Raw genomic sequence first — 17,842 nt, forward strand, 5'->3', positions numbered from 1 at the left:
CATGCAAGAGCCTGCTTTTCGCGTCGGGGAGTGGCTGGTTACCCCTGCCGACAACACCATCAGCCGCGACGGACGCCAAAAAACGCTGGAACCGCGCCTGATCGACATGCTGTGCTATTTCGCCCGGCATCCCGACGTGGTGCTGAGCCGCGACGAGCTGATCGACAACGTCTGGAAGCGCAATATCGTCACCAACCATGTGGTGACCCAATGTATTTCAGAGCTGCGCAAATACCTGAAAGACGGCGACAGCGACAGCCCGGAATACATTATCACCGTGCCCAAGCGCGGGTATAAGCTGGCGACGTCGGTGATCTGGTGTGAAGAAGGGGAGACGCAACCCGCTCCCGCACAGGCGCCGCAGATCGCGGTGATCATGCATGAGCCGGAAGACGGCAGCGAGGAAGACGAGACGCCGTATGTGCCGCCGCGCCGGGCAAGCGCACCGCCTGCCGCGCCCGGCGAAAAGAAGCCGCGTTTTTATCGCCGCTCGACCTTCTGGGTGTGGTTGGCGTTTCTGGCGGCGCTCAGCGTCTGCGTGGCGTTTGTCGGCATCGCCACGCTGTCGCAGCGCGTGCCGGTATCCACCATGCCGGTGCTGCTAAACCCGCGCGATATCGATATTCGCATCCAGGGCGGCGAGAGCTGCAGCAACTGGATGCCGCAGCTCTCTTATGTGGTGGGCGTCAGCGAGCTGATCACCGATTCGCTGAACACCTACTCGACCTTCCTGGTACACGACCAGACCAACTACAACTATTCCGGCCCCAGCAACTCGGGCAAGTCGCTGTATATCGAGTTCGTCAATCAGCGCCACTACCGCGCCCAGCAGTGTTTCCTGTCCGTGCGGCTGGTGGATAACGCCGACAGCTCAGTCATGCTGGACAAGCGTTACTTTATTACCGCCGATAACCAGCTGAAGATCCAGACCGACTTCCTCTCCAGCCTGTCCGCTGCGCTGAAGCAGCCCTGGCCGCCACAGCTGGAGCAGCGCCTGGCGCAGCTGCTGCCCGACAACGGGCCGTTGCTGCAGCGTTTCTACCAGGCGCACCAGTTGCTGATCCACGGCGACGCCGATTCGTTGACCCGCGCCAGCGCCCAGCTGAGCGAGCTGATTAAAAGCGCGCCGAACTTCCATTACCTGCTGGCCGAAAAGGCGCTGGTGGATCTGCTGCGTAATTCTTATCAACCGTTCGACAGCCAGGCCCTGGCGCAATTGCGCGCCGATATCAGCCATCTGGCGACGATCCCCGAATTGAAAAACACGCCAATCATGCAGCAAGTTCTGGCGGTAGATGCATTGACGCAGGGGCGCATTGACGAGGCGCACCGGGCGATCGATCTGGGGATTGAATTGCAAATGTCGTGGCTGAATTATGTGCTGCTGGGCAAGGTGTATGAAATGCAGGGGCAGAACCATTTGGCGGCGGATTCTTATATTACCGCATTCAATCTTCGCCCCGGCGAAGACACATTGCATTGGATCACCAACGGCGTATTCCAGACGTCATTGACCAACGTGGTGCCTTATTTAAATAACTATCAGCGCCAATAATTAACCGATATCACGCCGCCATTATTCTCCGGGAATCATGGCGGCGTTATTTATTGGTGAAGCCATGTTGCGTGAATGTATTATTTTGCTGCGCGATATTATTTCTTTTTTGCCGTTTGTTATGCGTCATTAACCTTGTCATATTGTTGTTTTTAAATGATGTTTATCTTTTCTTTAGCTTATCTTTTTATCTTGATGTGTTAATGAAAAACCTCAGGTTATCATTTGTATGATCATGAGCGTAATCTCACTTTATCTTTAGGACTTTATTCCCCCCGATGGTTAGCATCCTGACTATCAAGCCGGCTCATTAAAATCTTTTATTTATGGGTGTGGCTTATAAGAAACGTAAATCAGGAGAAACTGACCATGGCTTCACCCAAGAAAATAGGGCTTATTGCCTGCACCGGCGTCGTCGCCGGTAATATGATGGGGAGCGGGATTGCCTTATTGCCCGCCAACCTGGCGAGTCTCGGATCTATCGCCATCTGGGGATGGGTGATCTCGATTATCGGGGCGATGTCGCTGGCCTATGTGTATGCCCGCCTCGCCACCAAAAACCCGCAGCAGGGCGGCCCTATCGCCTACGCGGGTGAAATTTCCCCGGCCTTCGGTTTCCAGACCGGCGTGCTTTATTACCATGCCAACTGGATCGGTAACCTGGCCATCGGCATTACCGCCGTTTCTTATCTTTCCACCTTCTTCCCGGCGCTGAACAACCCGGTACCTGCCGGCATCGCCTGTATCGCCATCGTGTGGATCTTCACCTTCGTGAACATGCTGGGCGGAACCTGGGTCAGCCGTTTGACCACCCTGGGCCTGGTGCTGGTGCTGATCCCGGTGATCGTGACTGCCACCGTCGGCTGGCACTGGTTTGACGTCGCCACCTATCAGGCTAACTGGAATACCTCCGGCACCACCGACAGCCATGCGGTCATCAAAAGTATCCTGCTGTGCCTGTGGGCGTTTATCGGCGTGGAATCCGCGGCGGTCAGCACCGGCATGGTGAAAAACCCGAAACGCACCGTGCCGCTGGCAACCATGCTCGGCACCGGCTTGGCTGGCATTATCTACATCGCTGCCACCCAGGTGATCAGCGGTATGTTCCCGGCGTCTGAAATGGCCGCCAGCGGCGCGCCGTTCGCCATCAGCGCCTCGGCGATTATGGGCAACTGGGCCGCACCGATGGTTTCCGCCTTCACCGCCTTCGCCTGCCTGACGTCACTGGGTTCGTGGATGATGCTGGTTGGCCAGGCCGGGGTCCGTGCCGCCAACGACGGCAACTTCCCGAAAGTGTACGGCGAGCTGGATAAAAACGGTATTCCGAAGAAAGGCCTGCTGCTGGCCGGTTGCAAAATGACCGCGCTGATGGTGCTGATCACCCTGATGAGCTCCGCCGGCGGCAAAGCGTCCGACCTGTTCGGCGAGCTGACCGGCATCGCGGTGCTGCTGACCATGCTGCCTTACTTCTACTCCTGCGTAGACCTGATCCGCTTCGAAGGGGTCAACGTGCGCAACCTGCTGAGCCTGATCGCTTCGGTGTGCGGCTGCGGCTTCTGCTTCATCGCGCTGATGGGCGCCAACTCATTCGAACTGTCCGGCACCTTTATCATCAGCCTGATTATCCTGATGTTCTACGCCCGGAAAATGAATACCCGCCAGGCTGCCAACGCAGCGGCGGTCGATGAAAACACCACGGCCAAAGCGCACTGATTCGCGTCCGCTGACCGACTGAATTTACCCAGCCCCTTTCTTTCCGACCTGTCAGCCGCGACGGGAAGGGGCTTGCTTTGCCAGGAGAAATGCATATGAACGTTATCGCCATCATGAATCACATGGGTGTCTACTTCAAAGAAGAGCCTATCCGTGAACTGCATCAGGCGCTGGAAAGTCTGGATTTCCGCATCGTTTACCCTAACGATCGCGAAGACCTGCTGAAACTGATCGAGAACAACGCCCGTCTGTGCGGGGTGATCTTCGACTGGGACAAATACAACCTGGAGCTGTGCGAAGAGATCAGCCAGCTGAACGAGTACATGCCGCTGTACGCGTTCGCCAACACCTATTCGACGCTGGACGTCAGCCTGAACGATCTGCGCATGCAGGTGCGCTTCTTCGAATATGCGCTCGGCGCGGCAACCGACATCGCCGCCAAGATCAAACAGAATACCGACGAGTATATCGACACCATCCTGCCGCCGTTGACCAAGGCGCTGTTCAAATACGTGCGCGAAGGCAAATACACCTTCTGTACGCCGGGCCACATGGGCGGCACCGCGTTCCAGAAAAGCCCGGTGGGCAGTATCTTCTACGATTTCTTTGGCCCGAACACCATGAAGTCGGATATCTCGATTTCGGTGTCCGAACTGGGATCGTTGCTGGATCACTCCGGCCCGCACAAAGAGGCGGAAGAGTACATTTCCCGCGTATTCAACGCCGAACGCAGCTATATGGTGACCAACGGCACCTCCACTGCCAACAAGATCGTCGGCATGTACTCGGCGCCGGCGGGCAGCACGGTGCTGATTGACCGTAACTGCCACAAGTCACTGACTCACCTGATGATGATGAGCGACATCACGCCGATCTACTTCCGCCCGACCCGCAACGCCTACGGCATCCTCGGCGGCATTCCGCAGAGCGAGTTCCAGCGTGCCACCATCGCCAAACGCGTGAAGGAGACCCCGAACGCCAGCTGGCCGGTGCACGCGGTGATCACCAACTCCACCTATGACGGCCTGCTGTACAACACCGACTTTATCAAGAACACCCTGGACGTGAAGTCTATCCACTTCGATTCCGCCTGGGTGCCTTACACCAACTTCCACCCGATCTATAAAGGCAAGTGCGGCATGAGCGGCGGCCGCGTGGAGGGCAAGGTGATCTATGAAACCCAGTCCACCCACAAACTGCTGGCGGCCTTCTCGCAGGCTTCGATGATTCACGTGAAGGGCGACATCAACGAAGAGACCTTCAACGAAGCCTACATGATGCACACCACCACCTCGCCGCACTATGGCATCGTGGCGTCGACCGAAACCGCTGCGGCGATGATGAAAGGCAACGCCGGCAAGCGCCTGATCAACGGCTCTATCGAGCGCGCGATCAAGTTCCGCAAAGAGATCAAACGCCTGAAAGTCGAATCCGACGGCTGGTTCTTCGACGTCTGGCAGCCGGAGCATATCGATGAGCCGGAATGCTGGCCGCTGCGTTCCGACAGTGCCTGGCACGGCTTCAAGAACATCGATAACGAACACATGTATCTCGACCCGATCAAGGTCACCATTCTGACGCCGGGGATGAGCAAGGAAGGCGAGATGCAGCCGTTCGGTATCCCGGCCAGCATCGTGGCGAAATACCTCGACGAACGCGGCATCATCGTCGAGAAAACCGGGCCGTACAACCTGCTGTTCCTGTTCAGCATCGGCATCGACAAAACCAAGGCGCTCAGCCTGCTGCGCGCGATGACCGACTTTAAACGCTCGTTCGATCTGAACCTGCGGGTGAAAAACATGCTGCCTTCGCTGTATCAGGAAGCGCCTGATTTCTATGAAAACATGCGCATTCAGGATCTGGCGCAGAACATTCACCGCCTGGTGGAGCAACACAACCTGCCGGACCTGATGTATCGCGCGTTCGAAGTGCTGCCAACCATGGTGATGAACCCGTACCAGGCGTTCCAGAAAGAGCTGCACGGCGAAGTGGAAGAAGTCTATCTGGAAGAGATGGTCGGCAAGGTCAACGCCAATATGATCCTCCCATACCCACCGGGCGTGCCGCTGGTGATGCCGGGCGAAATGCTGACCGAGGAGAGCCGGCCGGTGCTGGAGTTCCTGCAGATGCTGTGCGAAATCGGCGCGCATTATCCGGGCTTTGAAACCGACATTCACGGCGCCTATCGTCAGGCGGACGGACGTTATCGGGTGAAAGTGCTGAAGGCGAAATAACCGCAGCCAATAACAGGGGAGGCGCTCGCGCTTCCCCTTTGTCGTTCACCGACTGATGGGAGACCTCCATGAAAACACCCTCACAGCCGCGCGCAATCTACTATGTCGTAGCCATACAAATTTGGGAATATTTCAGCTTTTACGGCATGCGTGCGTTACTGATTCTCTATCTGACCCACCAACTCGGCTATACCGACAGCCACGCCATCGATCTCTACAGCGCTTACGCTTCGTTAGTTTACGTCACTCCTATTTTGGGCGGCTGGCTTGCCGACCGCCTGCTGGGCAATCGCGTCGCGGTGATTGCCGGTGCGGCGCTGATGACGCTGGGGCATATCGTGCTTGGCCTGAGTGCGGTCTCCGCCCAGTCGCTCTATCTGGCGCTGGCCATCATCATCTGCGGCTACGGCCTGTTCAAATCCAATATCAGCTGCCTGCTGGGCGAGCTGTATCCGGCGCAGGACTCGCGCCGCGAAGGGGGCTTCTCGCTGCTGTACGCCGCCGGCAACGTCGGTTCCATTTTGGCGCCGATCGCCTGCGGGTTGGCGGCCGAGCGCTATGGCTGGCACGTCGGCTTTGCGTTGGCCGGGATCGGCATGTTCGCCGGCCTGGCGATCTTCCTGCTCGGCGGGCGCCACTTCCGCCATACCCGCGGCGTGAATGCACCGCTGATGCGCGCCAAAAGCCTGGGTTTGCCGCACTGGGGTTGGCTGTTGGCGGCGCTGCTGGCATCGCCGCTGTTCTTCACGCTGCTGTTTGTGCACGACTGGGCCGGCTATTTGCTCGGGCTGGTATGCGTGGCGGCGGTGGTGCTGGTGGCGCGCATTATGCTGCGTGCGGACGCCGGCCAGCGCCGGGGGCTGTGGCAGATCGTTGTGCTGATGCTGCTGGGCACGTTGTTCTGGGCTTTCGCCCAGCAGGGCGGCAGCTCCATCAGCCTGTTTATCGATCACTTCGTCGATCGGCGCTGGTTCGGCTGGACGGTGCCGACCGCGCTGTTCCAGTCGGTTAACGCCTGCGCGGTGATGCTGGGCGGCGTGGCGCTGGCATGGCTGGCGAGCGGCGACGGTACGGGCGATCGCACGCTGCGCATCTGGTGCAAGTTCGCCTTCGGTCTGCTGTTGATCGGCGTCGGCTTTACGCTGATGGCGCTCAATACGCGGCTGCACGGGCCGGGATCGATGGGGCTGATGATCGCCGGCCTGGCGGTGATGGGCTTCGCCGAACTGTTTATCGATCCGGTGGCGATGGCGCAGATCACCCGGCTGAATATCCCCGGCGCCACCGGCGTGCTGACCGGTATCTATATGCTGGCGACCGGCTCGATCGCTAACTACCTGGCGGGCATTATCGCCAATCAGACCGCCGAGGATCACATCGAGGGAGCGGCGATGCAGGCGTATGGCCGCATTTTCGCTCAGATCGGCTGGGGAGCGGCCGGATGCGCGCTGGCGGTGATCGCGGTGCTGGGCGGCTGGTGGTTGCTGACGCGGCGCCAGGCCCGGACGGTTAATGCTTGATTGATGACGGTAGGCGGGGTTAACGTGCAGCTATGTAGAAGTGACAAAGCCTACCGATGAATACTGATCAATTAACGACGCGGGTGGCAGACCAGTTGGGCGCGCAGCAGAGGCTGCTGGTGGCGTTCAGCGGCGGCCTGGATTCCAGCGTGCTGCTGCATGTGCTGGCGGCGTTGCGCCGCCAGCGTCCGGTGCTGCAGCTGCGTGCGCTGCACGTGCATCACGGCCTGAGCGCCTTTGCCGACCGCTGGGTTGAGCATTGCCGCAGCCGCTGTGCCGACTGGCAGATCCCGCTGACGGTGACGCACGTGCAGGTGGACGCCCGTCAGGGCGGTATCGAAGCGGCGGCGCGTGCAGCGCGCTATGCCGCCTTCAGCGCCGCGCTGACGGAGGGCGAAGCGCTGCTCACCGCTCAACACCTCGACGATCAAAGCGAAACCTTCCTGTTGGCGCTCAAGCGCGGCAGCGGGCCGGCGGGGCTGTCGGCGATGGCGGCACGCGCGGCGTTGGGCGAGCACCTGCTGTTGCGGCCGCTGTTGGGCTGTTCGCGTCAGACGCTGGAAAGCTACGCGCAACGCCACGCCTTAACCTGGATCGATGACGACAGCAATCAGGACACGCGCTTCGATCGCAATTTCCTGCGCTTGCAGGTGCTGCCGCAGCTTAACCAGCGCTGGCCGCACTTCGCCTCGGCGGTGGCGCGCAGCGCCGGCCTGTGCGCCGAGCAGGAGCAACTGCTGGACGAACTGCTGGCGGAACCGCTGCAAAACCTGTTGGCGGCGGATCGCTCATTGGCGATTGACGGCCTGACGGACTGTTCGCCGGTGCGGCGCTTCGCCTTGCTGCGGCGCTGGATCGCGTTGTTTAACGTCACCATGCCGGCGCGTGAGCAGCTGCAACGCCTGTGGGAGGAGGTGGCGCTCAGCCGGGAGGATGCCGAACCGCAGCTGCAGCTCGGCACCTATCAGATTCGCCGTTTCCGCGGCCGGTTGCACCTGTTGCCGCCGTTGGCGGCGCTGCGCGATGTGCATCTGCCCTGGCAGCCTGACCAGCCGCTGACGTTGCCGGACGGGCTGGGGCAGTTGATTGCCGGTGAGGGCGAGCTGGTGCTGCGCGCACCGCAGCCATCGCAACAGGTCAGCGTTCGGTTCGGCGGCGTGCAGGGTGCGGTGCGCATCGTGGGGCGCGCCCATTCGCGGCCGATAAAAAAACTGTGGCAGGAGCTGGGTATTCCGCCCTGGCAGCGTGAACGCATCCCGTTGATTTATTATGATGAGCAGCTGATCGCCGCGCTGGGCGTATTCGTCTGTGAAGCGGGGCAGGTGCCGGAAGGCGAACGCCCGTGGCGGCTGCGCTGGGAAAAAAATCATAATAGCGAGGAGCAATGATGAAGTTTGTGGGGATCACGCTGTTGGCCACCGGCCTGTTCAGCCTGCCGGCGTTGGCGGCGGGGGATGCGGCCGCCGGCCAGGCGAAAGCCGCCGCCTGCGCGGCGTGCCACGGCGCGCAGGGCAAGGTGACGGTGCCGATGTACCCGAATCTGGCCGGGCAGAACGCCATGTACCTGCAGCACGCGCTGCAGGCGTATAAGAAAGGGGAGCGCAACGGCGGCCAGGCCGAGGTGATGAAGGCCTATGTGTCGGGGCTGTCGGATGACGATATCGCCGATCTGGCGGCCTTTTACGCCAGCCTGAAGCCTTAAATGACGAGGGCAGCCGTTGGGCTGCCCTGTTGGGATGGGGTTACCGCTGCTCAGTCCGACAGACTGACGACCACGGTACCGATTTCCGGATGACTGAAACTGCTGATATGGTCAAGGCGCAGGTCGCGCTGTTGGCCGTTCTGTTCGATGGTCAGATACTCAACGCGTTTCTTTTGCAGCAGGTCGATCGCCTTGGCCTCGATCACTTCTCCGTCGCGTAACTCCAGCTTCAGAATAAGTTTATGCTGACAGGCGAGTTCCAGGTTGTCGTAGTCATCGCAATTGATGGGTTGGTACTCATCATTCATCAACATAGTCGCTCACCAATAAGTTAGCGGCGGCAAAGGCCGCCTGTTCCCTAACGGAGGACGGTAGCGCGTCGTTCGCTGCGACATCGTCCAATGCCTTTAACGCACAAGCCAGCGCATCAGGCACGTAGCCAAGATCTCCACTGCCAATCTCGGCGTAAGTACGGCGTACTAACTCACAGTATTGTTGCACAGTTTCCTCCCTTAAGAACCTCTGCATCATCAAGACCGCTCTCGCGATGAGGCGCAGGCTCTCGGAGTTTTATCCTATCCTAGACGACTATAGCACAGCTGTTATGGAGTTATCAGCACCCTGGCACGCCTTTCGCACTGCCGCGGCCTGGCCGCGCTGGCGGGGTTTGGCCCTGATCAAGTACACTGTCGCCGGATAATAACGAGGTCACCCATGGCGCTGAAAGCAACCATTTATAAAGCCGCGGTCAATATTGCTGATATGGATCGTTACTTCTACCACGACGCCACGCTGACGCTGGCGCAACACCCGTCCGAAAACGAGCAGCGCATGATGCTGCGCCTACTGGCCTGGATCTGCCATGCCGACGAACGGCTGGTGTTCACCAAAGGGCTGAGCGCCGGCGACGAGCCGGAGATCTGGCAGCGCAACGACCACAATGGGCTGGAAATGTGGATCGAGATGGGATTGCCCGACGAGAAGCGCATTCGCAAGGCCTGCAACCAGTCGCCGCGCGTGGTGCTTTACGCTTACGGCGAGCGCGCCGCGCACGTATGGTGGCAGGGAATGCAGGGCAAGGTGGCCGGCCACAAGAACCTGAGCGTGCGTTTCCTCGACGACGAACAGCTGGCGCGCCTGACGGCATTGGCCAGCCGCACCATGACGCTGCAGGCGACGTTGCAAGAGGGAACTATTTGGCTGTCCGATGCTCAGAATAGTCTGGAAATCCAGTTTGCCGAGTGGCAGCAGGCACAGGTGTGACCGGTGCTGGAACTGTCAAGAAACGTAGCCATACCGGATAATGAGCTGGAATTGACGGCGATCCGCGCGCAGGGCGCGGGCGGCCAGCACGTGAACAAAACCTCAACGGCGATCCATTTGCGCTTTGACATCCGGGCATCCAGCCTGCCAGAGTATTATAAGGAACGGCTGCTGGCGCTGAATCATCATCTTATTACCGCTGATGGCGTGGTGATTATCAAGGCGCAAGAGTATCGCAGCCAGGAATTGAATCGCGAAGCGGCGTTGGCCAGGCTGGCCGCGCTGATTCGGCAGGCGATGGTGGTGGAAAAAACGCGCAAGGCGACCAAGCCCACGAAAGGGGCCAAACTGCGTCGCCTGGAAGGCAAGGCGCGTAAAGGCGCCACCAAGGCGCTGCGTGGCAAGGTTCGCACTTAGGAATACATGAACACAGTAGGAGAATAACTGTGAAAAAAATTACGGTAGCCCTGTTCCTCGCGGCAGGCGCACTCTCGTTGTTGGGATGCAACAATCATTATCAACCGAAGGAACAACCGCTGCAGCCGATGCCGCAGAGCTATCAAGGGGTGTTGCCTTGCGCCGATTGCGGCGGTCTGGATACGGCGCTGTTCCTGGATGAGGACGGCACCTTCGTGCTGCAGGAAACCTATCGCGGTACCAAAGACGGCGATCAGACCTTTGCCGATTACGGTAAATGGGCGCGCACGGCGGATAAACTGGTGCTGACCGACAGCAACGGCGAAAAACGCTACTTCCGCCCGGTGGGCAAGAGCCTGGAAATGCTGGATCGCAGCGGCGTGCCGATCGAGTCCAAACTGAATTACCGCCTGGATCCGGTTGAGAAGCCGTTGCCTAAAACGCCGATGACGTTGAAAGGCAGCTACACCTATATGGCGGACGCGGCCGTCTTCAAGGACTGCGCGACCGGCAAAACCTTCCCGGTAGACAACAACATCGCGCTGGAGCAAGGTTACGCCAAAGCATACAAGACCGCCGGTGAGCCGGTATTCCTGACGTTCAGCGCGCACTTCAGCGTGCAGCCGTCGATGGAGGAAGGTCTGACCGAAAAAGCGCTGGTGCCGGACGGTAAAATCGCGTTCGACCGCAGCAAGAACTGCAGCAGCAAATAAGCAATTTCGGATATAAAAAAACCCGCCTGAGCGGGTTTTTTATTTTCTGGCGTTCGTCGCTTAGCGTTTGATCTGGCCCAGCAGGAAATCAACGATTTCGCCGGTTTTGATCATTTGCTTCTCGCCGACGCGGCGGTTCTTGTACTCGATCTCTTCGTTGTCGAGGTTGCGGTCACCGATAACGATAGAGTGCGGCACGCCGATCAGCTCCATATCCGCGAACATCACGCCCGGACGCTCTTTGCGGTCATCGAGGATCACGTCGATGCCGTGGGAGCGCAGGGTGTTGTACAGCTCTTCGGCCAGCGCCTGCACGCGGAACGACTTGTGCATGTTCATCGGCAGGATCGCTACCTGGAACGGTGCGATGGCGTCCGGCCAGATGATGCCGCGTTCGTCATGGTTCTGCTCGATGGCGGCGGCCACGACGCGCGTGACCCCGATACCGTAGCAGCCCATGGTCAGCACCTGGTTACGGCCGTCTTCGCCCTGCACGGTCGCTTTCATCGCTTCCGAGTACTTGGTGCCGAGCTGGAAGATATGGCCCACTTCGATGCCGCGTTTGATCAGCAGCGTGCCCTGACCGTCCGGGCTGGCGTCGCCTTCCACCACGTTACGGATATCGGCCACCTGTGGCAGCGGCAAGTCGCGCTCCCAGTTGATGCCGAAGTAGTGTTTGCCGTCAACGTTGGCACCGGCGCCAAAGTCGCTCATCGCCGCTACGCTGCGGTCAGCAACCACCGGCATCGGCAGGTTGACCGGGCCGAGTGAACCCGGGCCGGCGCCGACGATGGCGCGAATTTCTTCTTCGGTGGCGAAGGTCAGCGGCGCGGCAACCTGCGCCAGCTTCTCGGCCTTGATTTCGTTCAGCTCGTGATCGCCGCGCACCAGCAGGGCTACCAGCTTGTGGCCGCTCTCTTCGGTGGCGCGCACCATCAGCGTTTTCACGGTTTTTTCCACCGGTAGCTGGAACTGCTCGACCAGCTCAACGATGGTTTTGGCGTTTGGCGTATCCACCAGGCGCAGCGCTTCGCTGGCCGCCGCGCGTGGAGCCGCCGGCGCGACCGCTTCCGCCAGCTCGATGTTGGCGGCGAAGTCGGAACCGGTGGAGAACACGATATCGTCTTCACCGCTGTCTGCCAGCACCTGGAATTCGTGCGAGGCGCTGCCGCCGATCGAGCCGGTATCGGCCTGTACCGGGCGGAAATCCAGGCCCATGCGGCTGAAGATTTTGCTGTACGCTTCGTACATCGCGTCGTAAGTCTCCTGCAGAGACTCCTGTGAGGTGTGGAAGGAGTAGGCATCCTTCATCAGGAACTCACGGGAACGCATCACGCCGAAACGCGGGCGCACTTCATCGCGGAACTTGGTCTGGATCTGGAAGAAGTTCAGCGGCAGCTGTTTGTACGAGCTGATCTCGTTGCGGATCAGATCGGTGATCACTTCTTCGTGCGTCGGGCCCAGCACGAACGGACGGTCGCCGCGGTCGACAAAGCGCAGCAGCTCGGGGCCGTATTGCTCCCAACGGCCGCTTTCCTGCCACAGGTCGGCAGGCTGAACCACCGGCATAGACACTTCGATCGCATTAGCATTGTTCATTTCTTCGCGAACGATGTTTTCAACCTTTTTCAGAACGCGCAGGCCGGTCGGCAGCCAGGTGTAAAGACCGGAGGCCAGCTTGCGGATCATCCCGGCGCGCAGCATCAGCTGGTGGCTGATCACTTCGGCGTCGGCAGGTGTCTCCTTCAGAGTGGAGAGCAGATATTGGCTAGTACGCATGGTGTTTTGGTTCCGTTAGAACTGCAAATTGCATCGGGCTGCCAGAGTGGCGGCCAAAAGTGACAAAAGTGGTTTAGTTTACCAGCGCGAGCGGGTCGCCAAAAGAGAGGCGGCGGAATTTTAACGCGGGTCGAGCGCCAACACTTCGGTATGACCGTCCACGACGCGCCAGCGCACGTTGAAATCCAGCAGCCAGACGGCGTAATCCCGTTCGACGTCCTCTCCTTTACGATAGGCGGGACGGGGGTCTTGTGCCAGCACCTGGCTGATAAAACGCCTTAATTGCGGGTAACGCGCCTGATGTTGCTGCAGCTGCTGCTCGGCCTGCGGCGCGAAGCGCACCGGCATGTCGCCGGCGGGCGCGGCCTGGGCAAAGCCGGCGCGGGCCTGCGGCTGGCTCTCGGCGAACGGCAGATAAGGCTTGATGTCCACCACCGGGGTGCCGTCGACCAGATCGAGGCTGCCCAGCTCCAGCACCACGTCGCCGTTTTTTACCCGCACGCCTTTCAGTTCGATCAGGGACATGCCGAGCGGGTTGGGGCGGAAGGTGGAGCGGGTGGCGAACACGCCCATGCGGGCATTGCCGCCTAAACGCGGCGGGCGCACCGTCGGCCGCCAGCCGCCTTCCAGGGTTTGATGGAAAATGAACATCACCCACAGATGGCTGAAATCGCTGAGGCCGCGTACCGCCTCCGCCTGGTTGTAGGGCGGCAGCAGCAGCAGTTCGCCGCCACCGTCTTCGACCAGCCCCGGCTGGCGGGGAACGGCGAATTTTTCTTTATACGGCGAGCGGATCACGCCGATCTGCTCGAAAACGAATTCGGTCATTTGGACGAGACGTTAAGCGCCGAGCCCTGGCAGACGGCCTGCTGGTAACAACCGGCGACGCCGCTGACAATCTGGCAGTCGTGCAGCAGCACGGCGTTGGCCTTCATGTAAGACGCGCGGATTTGCATGCGTTTGCGGGCGGTGGCCAGATTCGGTGGGGAGTCTTGTACGGTGGTTTGGCACGATTCGCCGGACACTTCACCCAGATCGCGGAACGGTTTACCCACGAGCTCTTCTGCACTTTTGTACAGTTTTACCGGAGCAGGGCGGGCGGCCGGCGTGGTCTTGGCCGGGCTGGTGGTGGTCGGCTTGCTGGTGCTGTTTGTTGAGGACGGCGCGATACGTTGCGATGAACATCCGGCCAGCGCGAGCGCTAACAAACAGAGAGGTAAAACACGCATTGAGATTCCTCTGCCTTAATGAAAGTGGCGCTATTGAAGCAATCTATGGCGGAAATAACAAGACGGGCCTTGGCCCGTCTTGCAATTATAGGAATAAAATTGGCGAATAAGCGCTTACCAGCCTTTCACCGCACCACCGTTGAAGATTTTGTTGGCGGCGGCTTCGACTTCGTCAGACTGATAGGCCTGCACGAATTTCTTCACGTTTTCCGCATCTTTGTTATCTTCGCGCGCAACCAGCAGGTTGACGTAAGGCGAGTCTTTGTCTTCCACGAACAGACCGTCTTTCGCCGGCGTCAGGCCGATCTGGCTGGCGTAAGTGGTGTTGATTACCGCCAGCGCGATCTGCTGATCATCCAGGGAACGTGGCAGCTGAGGCGCTTCCAGCTCAACCAGCTTCAGGTTTTTCGGGTTCTCGGTCACGTCCAGCACGGTCGGCAGCAGGCCAACGCCGTCTTTCAGTTTGATCAGGCCGACTTTCTGCAGCAGCAGCAGCGAACGGCCCAGGTTGGTCGGATCGTTAGGCAGTGCGATCTGAGAGCCGTCTTTCAGCTCGTCCAGCGATTTGATTTTCTTGGAGTAACCGGCAATCGGGTAAACAAAGGTGCTGCCGACCGGCACCAGCTTGTAGCCGCGATCTTTGATTTGCTGATCCAGGTATGGCTTGTGCTGGAAGGCGTTCAGATCGATATCGCCTTTGCTCAGCGCTTCGTTAGGCAACACGTAGTCGTTGAAGGTCACCAGCTCAACGTCCAGACCGTATTTCTCTTTCGCCACTTTCTGAGCGACTTCAGCTATTTGCTGCTCAGCGCCGACGATCACACCGACCTTGATGTGGTTTGGATTTTTTTCATCCTGGCCGCAGCCCGCCAGAGCCAGAGTACCGATCAGTGCGCCAATTGCCGCGATGGATTTAAATTTTAACGACATATCCCTTCCTCATTAGACTCGCATTAACATGCTGTGAAACTATTTATGGGTAACGGCTTTGACGATGCGATCGCCGCAGAACTGGATCAGATAAACCAAAACTACCAGTAATACTAATACGGTATTCATCACCGTGGCGTTATAACCGATATAACCGTATTGGTAACCGATTTGGCCCAGACCACCGGCGCCGACCGCGCCGCCCATGGCAGAGTAGCCCACCAGGGTGATCAGCGTGATGGTTGCGGCGTTGACCAGGCCCGGCAAGGCTTCCGGCAGCAACACTTTCTTGATGATCTGCATCGGCGTGGCGCCCATGGCGCGCGCCGCTTCCACCAGACCGGATGGGATCTCCAGCAGGGCGTTTTCCACCATGCGCGCGATGAACGGTGCGGCGCCCACGGTCAACGGCACGATGGCCGCCTGCAGACCGATAGAGGTGCCGACGATCATGCGGGTAAACGGAATCATCCAAACCAGCAGGATAATGAACGGGATGGAACGGAAGATGTTCACCAGCCCAGACAGGATTTTATACAGCGAGTTGTTGGCGATGATTTGCCCAGGGCGGGTAACATACAGCAGCACGCCGACCGGCAGGCCGAGCACGAAACCGAAGAAGCCGGAGACAAAGGTCATCATGACGGTTTCCCACACGCCACGCGCCATCAACCACATCATTGCCTCAGACATAACCCAGAACCTCTACTTTTACCTGATTTTCTTGCAGGAACTTAATCGTCGCCAGCGCGTCTTCGTCGCTGCCGTGCAGCTCCGCCAGCATCACGCCGAATTTCACGCCGCCGGCATAATCCATCTGGGCGCTGATAATGTTGTTGTTCACGTTGAAGCGGCGAGCGGCTTCAGACAGCAGCGGCGCATCGACCGACTGGCCGGTGAATTCCAGGCGCAGCAGCGGCTGGCGGTCGCCCTGACGTTCCGGCGACAGGCGTGCGGCGTAGTCGTCCGGGATATCCAGATGCAGCGTGGACTGAATGAACTGCTGGGCCAGCGGGGTTTTCGGGTGTGAGAACACTTCGCTGACGCTGTCTTTTTCGATCAGTTGCCCCTGGCTGATGACCGCGACCTGGTCGCAGATGCGTTTCACCACGTCCATTTCGTGGGTGATGAGCAGAATGGTCAGGCCCAGACGGCGGTTGATGTCTTTCAGCAGTTCCAGGATGGAACGGGTGGTGGCCGGATCCAACGCGCTGGTGGCTTCGTCGCACAGCAGCACTTTGGGATTGCTGGCCAGCGCACGGGCGATCGCCACGCGCTGTTTCTGGCCGCCGGACAGGTTGGCCGGGTAGGCGTCGTGCTTGTCCGCCAGGCCGACCAGCTCCAGCAGTTCGGTCACGCGCTTTTTGATCTCGGCGCGCGGCGTATTGTCCAGCTCCAGCGGCAGCGCCACGTTGCCGAACACCGTGCGGGAAGAGAGCAGGTTGAAGTGCTGGAAGATCATGCCGATTTGGCGACGGGCGCGCGTCAGTTCGCTTTCCGACAGCGAGGTCAGATCCTGACCATCGACCAGGACCTGGCCGGACGTTGGGCGCTCCAGCATGTTGGCGCAGCGGATCAGCGTGCTTTTGCCGGCACCGGAAGACCCGATAACGCCATAGATTTGCCCGGCAGGGACGTGAAGGGTCACGTCAGAGAGCGCGGTAATAGTGCGCGAACCCTGCTGGAACACTTTAGTGATGTTAGAAAGTTTAATCATATTCTTCTTATTTTAGCGTGGTTGCCCGTGGCTAGATAAAAGTAAACCTCGGCGTGGAACCAAGGTATGGATCAGATGTTAAGGCGTCTAGACGTCTAAGTCAACGGCCAACGACGTTCTCCGGCGTTCTCAGTGCGGGGTAAAACATGCGATACTGTCAGCGTATACAGGCCCTCAGGAGCAAAGCGGTGACACAAAGCGTTCCAGCAATTTTTCTCGATCGTGACGGTACGATTAACGTTGACCATGGCTATGTCCATGAAATCGACAACTTCCACTTTATTGACGGCGTGATTGACGCCTGTCGCGAACTCAAAAAGATGGGCTTCGCGTTGGTGATGGTGACCAACCAGTCCGGCATTGCGCGCGGCAAGTTCAGCGAAGACCAATTTATGTACCTGACCGAGTGGATGGACTGGTCGCTGGCCGATCGCGACGTCGACTTCGACGGCATCTATTTCTGCCCGCACCATCCGGAGGCAGTAATAGAAGAGTATCGTCAGGTGTGTGACTGCCGTAAACCGCAGCCGGGCATGCTGCTGCAAGCGCAGCAGGAATTGAACATCGATATGGCCGCTTCTTATATGGTGGGCGATAAACCGGAAGATATGCAGGCGGCGATCGCGGCCGGCGTTGGTACCAAGGTATTGGTGCGCACCGGCAAGCCCGTGACCGAGCAGGGCGAACAGCTGGCCGATTGGGTGTTAAATAGCCTGGCGGACCTGCCGGCAGCCATCAAAAAGCGGGTTTAATAGGCGTTACGAATGAATAGTGAGCGGTCAGATAAAAAATGCATATTATCGCTTGTCATTCTGAACCGGCTCCCTATAATGCGCCTCCATCGACACGGCGCAAGTGATTCACTTCACACAGCGGCCGGGAAGAAAGAGAAAAAATCCTGAAAATTAGGGTTGACTCTGAAAGAGGAAAGCGTAATATACGCCACCTCGAGTTAGCAAGCGAAAGCGCCTAACTCACTGCTCTTTAACAATTTATCAGACAATCTGTGTGGGCACTCCACAAGACGATATCCAGCATCTTCGGATGCAAAAAAATATCAAGTCTTGAAG

18 protein-coding genes are annotated in these 17,842 nt (G+C 58.9%); 10 read left to right on the plus strand and 8 right to left on the minus strand.

Annotated features, from left to right (window positions below; all coding sequences use genetic code 11):
• The first annotated feature begins 1 nt into the window (after window position 1).
• From cadC to EKL15_RS01030, 6 genes are all read left to right on the plus strand, one after another.
• Window positions 2-1,555: a lysine decarboxylation/transport transcriptional activator CadC gene (gene cadC, locus EKL15_RS01005; protein ID WP_049198560.1), complete on the plus strand. Its 1,554-nt coding sequence runs from the start codon at window positions 2-4 to the stop codon at window positions 1,553-1,555.
• Between the two features lie 369 nt (window positions 1,556-1,924).
• The gene (cadB, locus tag EKL15_RS01010) at window positions 1,925-3,268 is read left to right on the plus strand and encodes a cadaverine/lysine antiporter (protein ID WP_049273398.1); all 1,344 of its coding nucleotides are present in this window, start codon (window positions 1,925-1,927) and stop codon (window positions 3,266-3,268) included.
• A 95-nt stretch (window positions 3,269-3,363) separates the two neighbouring features.
• Entirely contained in the window at window positions 3,364-5,502 is a 2,139-nt protein-coding gene (gene cadA / locus EKL15_RS01015) for a lysine decarboxylase CadA (protein ID WP_100396807.1), read from the plus strand.
• Window positions 5,503-5,570: 68 nt separating this feature from the next.
• Window positions 5,571-7,022 carry a dipeptide permease DtpD gene (gene dtpD, locus EKL15_RS01020; RefSeq protein ID WP_033635723.1) on the plus strand — a complete coding sequence of 484 codons (1,452 nt, stop codon included), beginning with the start codon at window positions 5,571-5,573 and terminating at the stop codon, window positions 7,020-7,022.
• Between the two features lie 56 nt (window positions 7,023-7,078).
• The gene (gene tilS, locus EKL15_RS01025) at window positions 7,079-8,410 is read left to right on the plus strand and encodes a tRNA lysidine(34) synthetase TilS (protein WP_100396806.1); all 1,332 of its coding nucleotides are present in this window, start codon (window positions 7,079-7,081) and stop codon (window positions 8,408-8,410) included.
• Entirely contained in the window at window positions 8,410-8,724 is a 315-nt protein-coding gene (locus tag EKL15_RS01030) for a cytochrome c (RefSeq protein WP_033649818.1), read from the plus strand. Before tilS ends, EKL15_RS01030 begins: the two co-directional genes overlap by 1 nt.
• A gap of 50 nt (window positions 8,725-8,774) precedes the next feature.
• On the opposite strand, the gene rof is transcribed toward EKL15_RS01030, so the two are convergent.
• Both rof and EKL15_RS01040 read right to left on the minus strand, forming a co-directional pair.
• A complete protein-coding gene (rof, locus tag EKL15_RS01035) occupies window positions 8,775-9,038 on the minus strand; it encodes a Rho-binding antiterminator (protein WP_004931991.1) in 264 nt (87 codons plus the stop codon).
• Window positions 9,025-9,225, minus strand: coding sequence for a YaeP family protein (locus EKL15_RS01040; RefSeq protein WP_004931993.1), 201 nt, complete (start codon window positions 9,223-9,225; stop codon window positions 9,025-9,027). The genes rof and EKL15_RS01040 overlap by 14 nt, the downstream gene beginning before the upstream one ends.
• A 213-nt stretch (window positions 9,226-9,438) precedes the next feature.
• On the opposite strand from EKL15_RS01040, the gene EKL15_RS01045 reads away from it, so the two are divergent.
• The 3 genes from EKL15_RS01045 to nlpE are packed head-to-tail and all read left to right on the plus strand — an operon-like array spanning window position 9,439 to window position 11,117.
• On the plus strand, window positions 9,439-9,987 hold the full coding sequence (locus tag EKL15_RS01045; protein ID WP_100396805.1) for a YaeQ family protein: 549 nt from the start codon (window positions 9,439-9,441) through the stop codon (window positions 9,985-9,987).
• Window positions 9,988-9,990: 3 nt separating this feature from the next.
• On the plus strand, window positions 9,991-10,404 hold the full coding sequence (gene arfB / locus EKL15_RS01050; RefSeq protein WP_028127523.1) for an alternative ribosome rescue aminoacyl-tRNA hydrolase ArfB: 414 nt from the start codon (window positions 9,991-9,993) through the stop codon (window positions 10,402-10,404).
• A 29-nt stretch (window positions 10,405-10,433) separates the two neighbouring features.
• Window positions 10,434-11,117 (plus strand): envelope stress response activation lipoprotein NlpE, encoded by a 684-nt coding sequence (gene nlpE / locus EKL15_RS01055; protein WP_033649820.1) that lies wholly within the window; start codon window positions 10,434-10,436, stop codon window positions 11,115-11,117.
• A 60-nt stretch (window positions 11,118-11,177) separates the two neighbouring features.
• On the opposite strand, the gene proS is transcribed toward nlpE, so the two are convergent.
• The 6 genes from proS to metN all read right to left on the minus strand — a co-directional run bounded on the left by proS (window position 11,178) and on the right by metN (window position 16,772).
• Window positions 11,178-12,896, minus strand: a complete 1,719-nt coding sequence (proS, locus tag EKL15_RS01060; protein ID WP_070913926.1) for a proline--tRNA ligase — start codon at window positions 12,894-12,896, stop codon at window positions 11,178-11,180.
• 120 nt (window positions 12,897-13,016) lie between these two features.
• On the minus strand, window positions 13,017-13,724 hold the full coding sequence (tsaA, locus tag EKL15_RS01065; RefSeq protein WP_033649822.1) for a tRNA (N6-threonylcarbamoyladenosine(37)-N6)-methyltransferase TrmO: 708 nt from the start codon (window positions 13,722-13,724) through the stop codon (window positions 13,017-13,019).
• Entirely contained in the window at window positions 13,721-14,125 is a 405-nt protein-coding gene (gene rcsF / locus EKL15_RS01070) for an Rcs stress response system protein RcsF (protein WP_033649823.1), read from the minus strand. The genes tsaA and rcsF overlap by 4 nt, the downstream gene beginning before the upstream one ends.
• Before the next feature lie 114 nt (window positions 14,126-14,239).
• Window positions 14,240-15,055, minus strand: a complete 816-nt coding sequence (locus EKL15_RS01075) for a MetQ/NlpA family lipoprotein (RefSeq protein WP_203088677.1) — start codon at window positions 15,053-15,055, stop codon at window positions 14,240-14,242.
• A 39-nt stretch (window positions 15,056-15,094) separates the two neighbouring features.
• A complete protein-coding gene (locus EKL15_RS01080; protein ID WP_004932010.1) occupies window positions 15,095-15,748 on the minus strand; it encodes a methionine ABC transporter permease MetI in 654 nt (217 codons plus the stop codon).
• Window positions 15,741-16,772, minus strand: a complete 1,032-nt coding sequence (gene metN / locus EKL15_RS01085; protein ID WP_004932012.1) for a methionine ABC transporter ATP-binding protein MetN — start codon at window positions 16,770-16,772, stop codon at window positions 15,741-15,743. Before metN ends, EKL15_RS01080 begins: the two co-directional genes overlap by 8 nt.
• Window positions 16,773-16,960: 188 nt before the next feature.
• On the opposite strand from metN, the gene gmhB reads away from it, so the two are divergent.
• Window positions 16,961-17,524, plus strand: a complete 564-nt coding sequence (gene gmhB / locus EKL15_RS01090; RefSeq protein WP_038874480.1) for a D-glycero-beta-D-manno-heptose 1,7-bisphosphate 7-phosphatase — start codon at window positions 16,961-16,963, stop codon at window positions 17,522-17,524.
• The last annotated feature ends 318 nt before the right edge of the window (window positions 17,525-17,842 follow it).

The organism is Serratia sp. 4542 (assembly GCF_016805595.1).
Classification (GTDB): domain Bacteria; phylum Pseudomonadota; class Gammaproteobacteria; order Enterobacterales; family Enterobacteriaceae; genus Serratia; species Serratia nevei.

Excerpts from the sequence above, each read along its gene's own strand:
- cadC (WP_049198560.1), top strand. The coding sequence starts at position 2 with ATGCAAGAGCCTGCTTTTCGCGTCGGGGAGTGGCTGGTTACCCCTGCC.
- cadB (WP_049273398.1), top strand. The coding sequence starts at position 1,925 with ATGGCTTCACCCAAGAAAATAGGGCTTATTGCCTGCACCGGCGTCGTC.
- cadA (WP_100396807.1), top strand. The coding sequence starts at position 3,364 with ATGAACGTTATCGCCATCATGAATCACATGGGTGTCTACTTCAAAGAA.
- dtpD (WP_033635723.1), top strand. The coding sequence starts at position 5,571 with ATGAAAACACCCTCACAGCCGCGCGCAATCTACTATGTCGTAGCCATA.
- tilS (WP_100396806.1), top strand. The coding sequence starts at position 7,079 with ATGAATACTGATCAATTAACGACGCGGGTGGCAGACCAGTTGGGCGCG.
- EKL15_RS01030 (WP_033649818.1), top strand. The coding sequence starts at position 8,410 with ATGAAGTTTGTGGGGATCACGCTGTTGGCCACCGGCCTGTTCAGCCTG.
- rof (WP_004931991.1), bottom strand. The coding sequence starts at position 9,038 with ATGTTGATGAATGATGAGTACCAACCCATCAATTGCGATGACTACGAC.
- EKL15_RS01045 (WP_100396805.1), top strand. The coding sequence starts at position 9,439 with ATGGCGCTGAAAGCAACCATTTATAAAGCCGCGGTCAATATTGCTGAT.
- proS (WP_070913926.1), bottom strand. The coding sequence starts at position 12,896 with ATGCGTACTAGCCAATATCTGCTCTCCACTCTGAAGGAGACACCTGCC.
- tsaA (WP_033649822.1), bottom strand. The coding sequence starts at position 13,724 with ATGACCGAATTCGTTTTCGAGCAGATCGGCGTGATCCGCTCGCCGTAT.
- rcsF (WP_033649823.1), bottom strand. The coding sequence starts at position 14,125 with ATGCGTGTTTTACCTCTCTGTTTGTTAGCGCTCGCGCTGGCCGGATGT.
- EKL15_RS01075 (WP_203088677.1), bottom strand. The coding sequence starts at position 15,055 with ATGTCGTTAAAATTTAAATCCATCGCGGCAATTGGCGCACTGATCGGT.
- EKL15_RS01080 (WP_004932010.1), bottom strand. The coding sequence starts at position 15,748 with ATGTCTGAGGCAATGATGTGGTTGATGGCGCGTGGCGTGTGGGAAACC.
- metN (WP_004932012.1), bottom strand. The coding sequence starts at position 16,772 with ATGATTAAACTTTCTAACATCACTAAAGTGTTCCAGCAGGGTTCGCGC.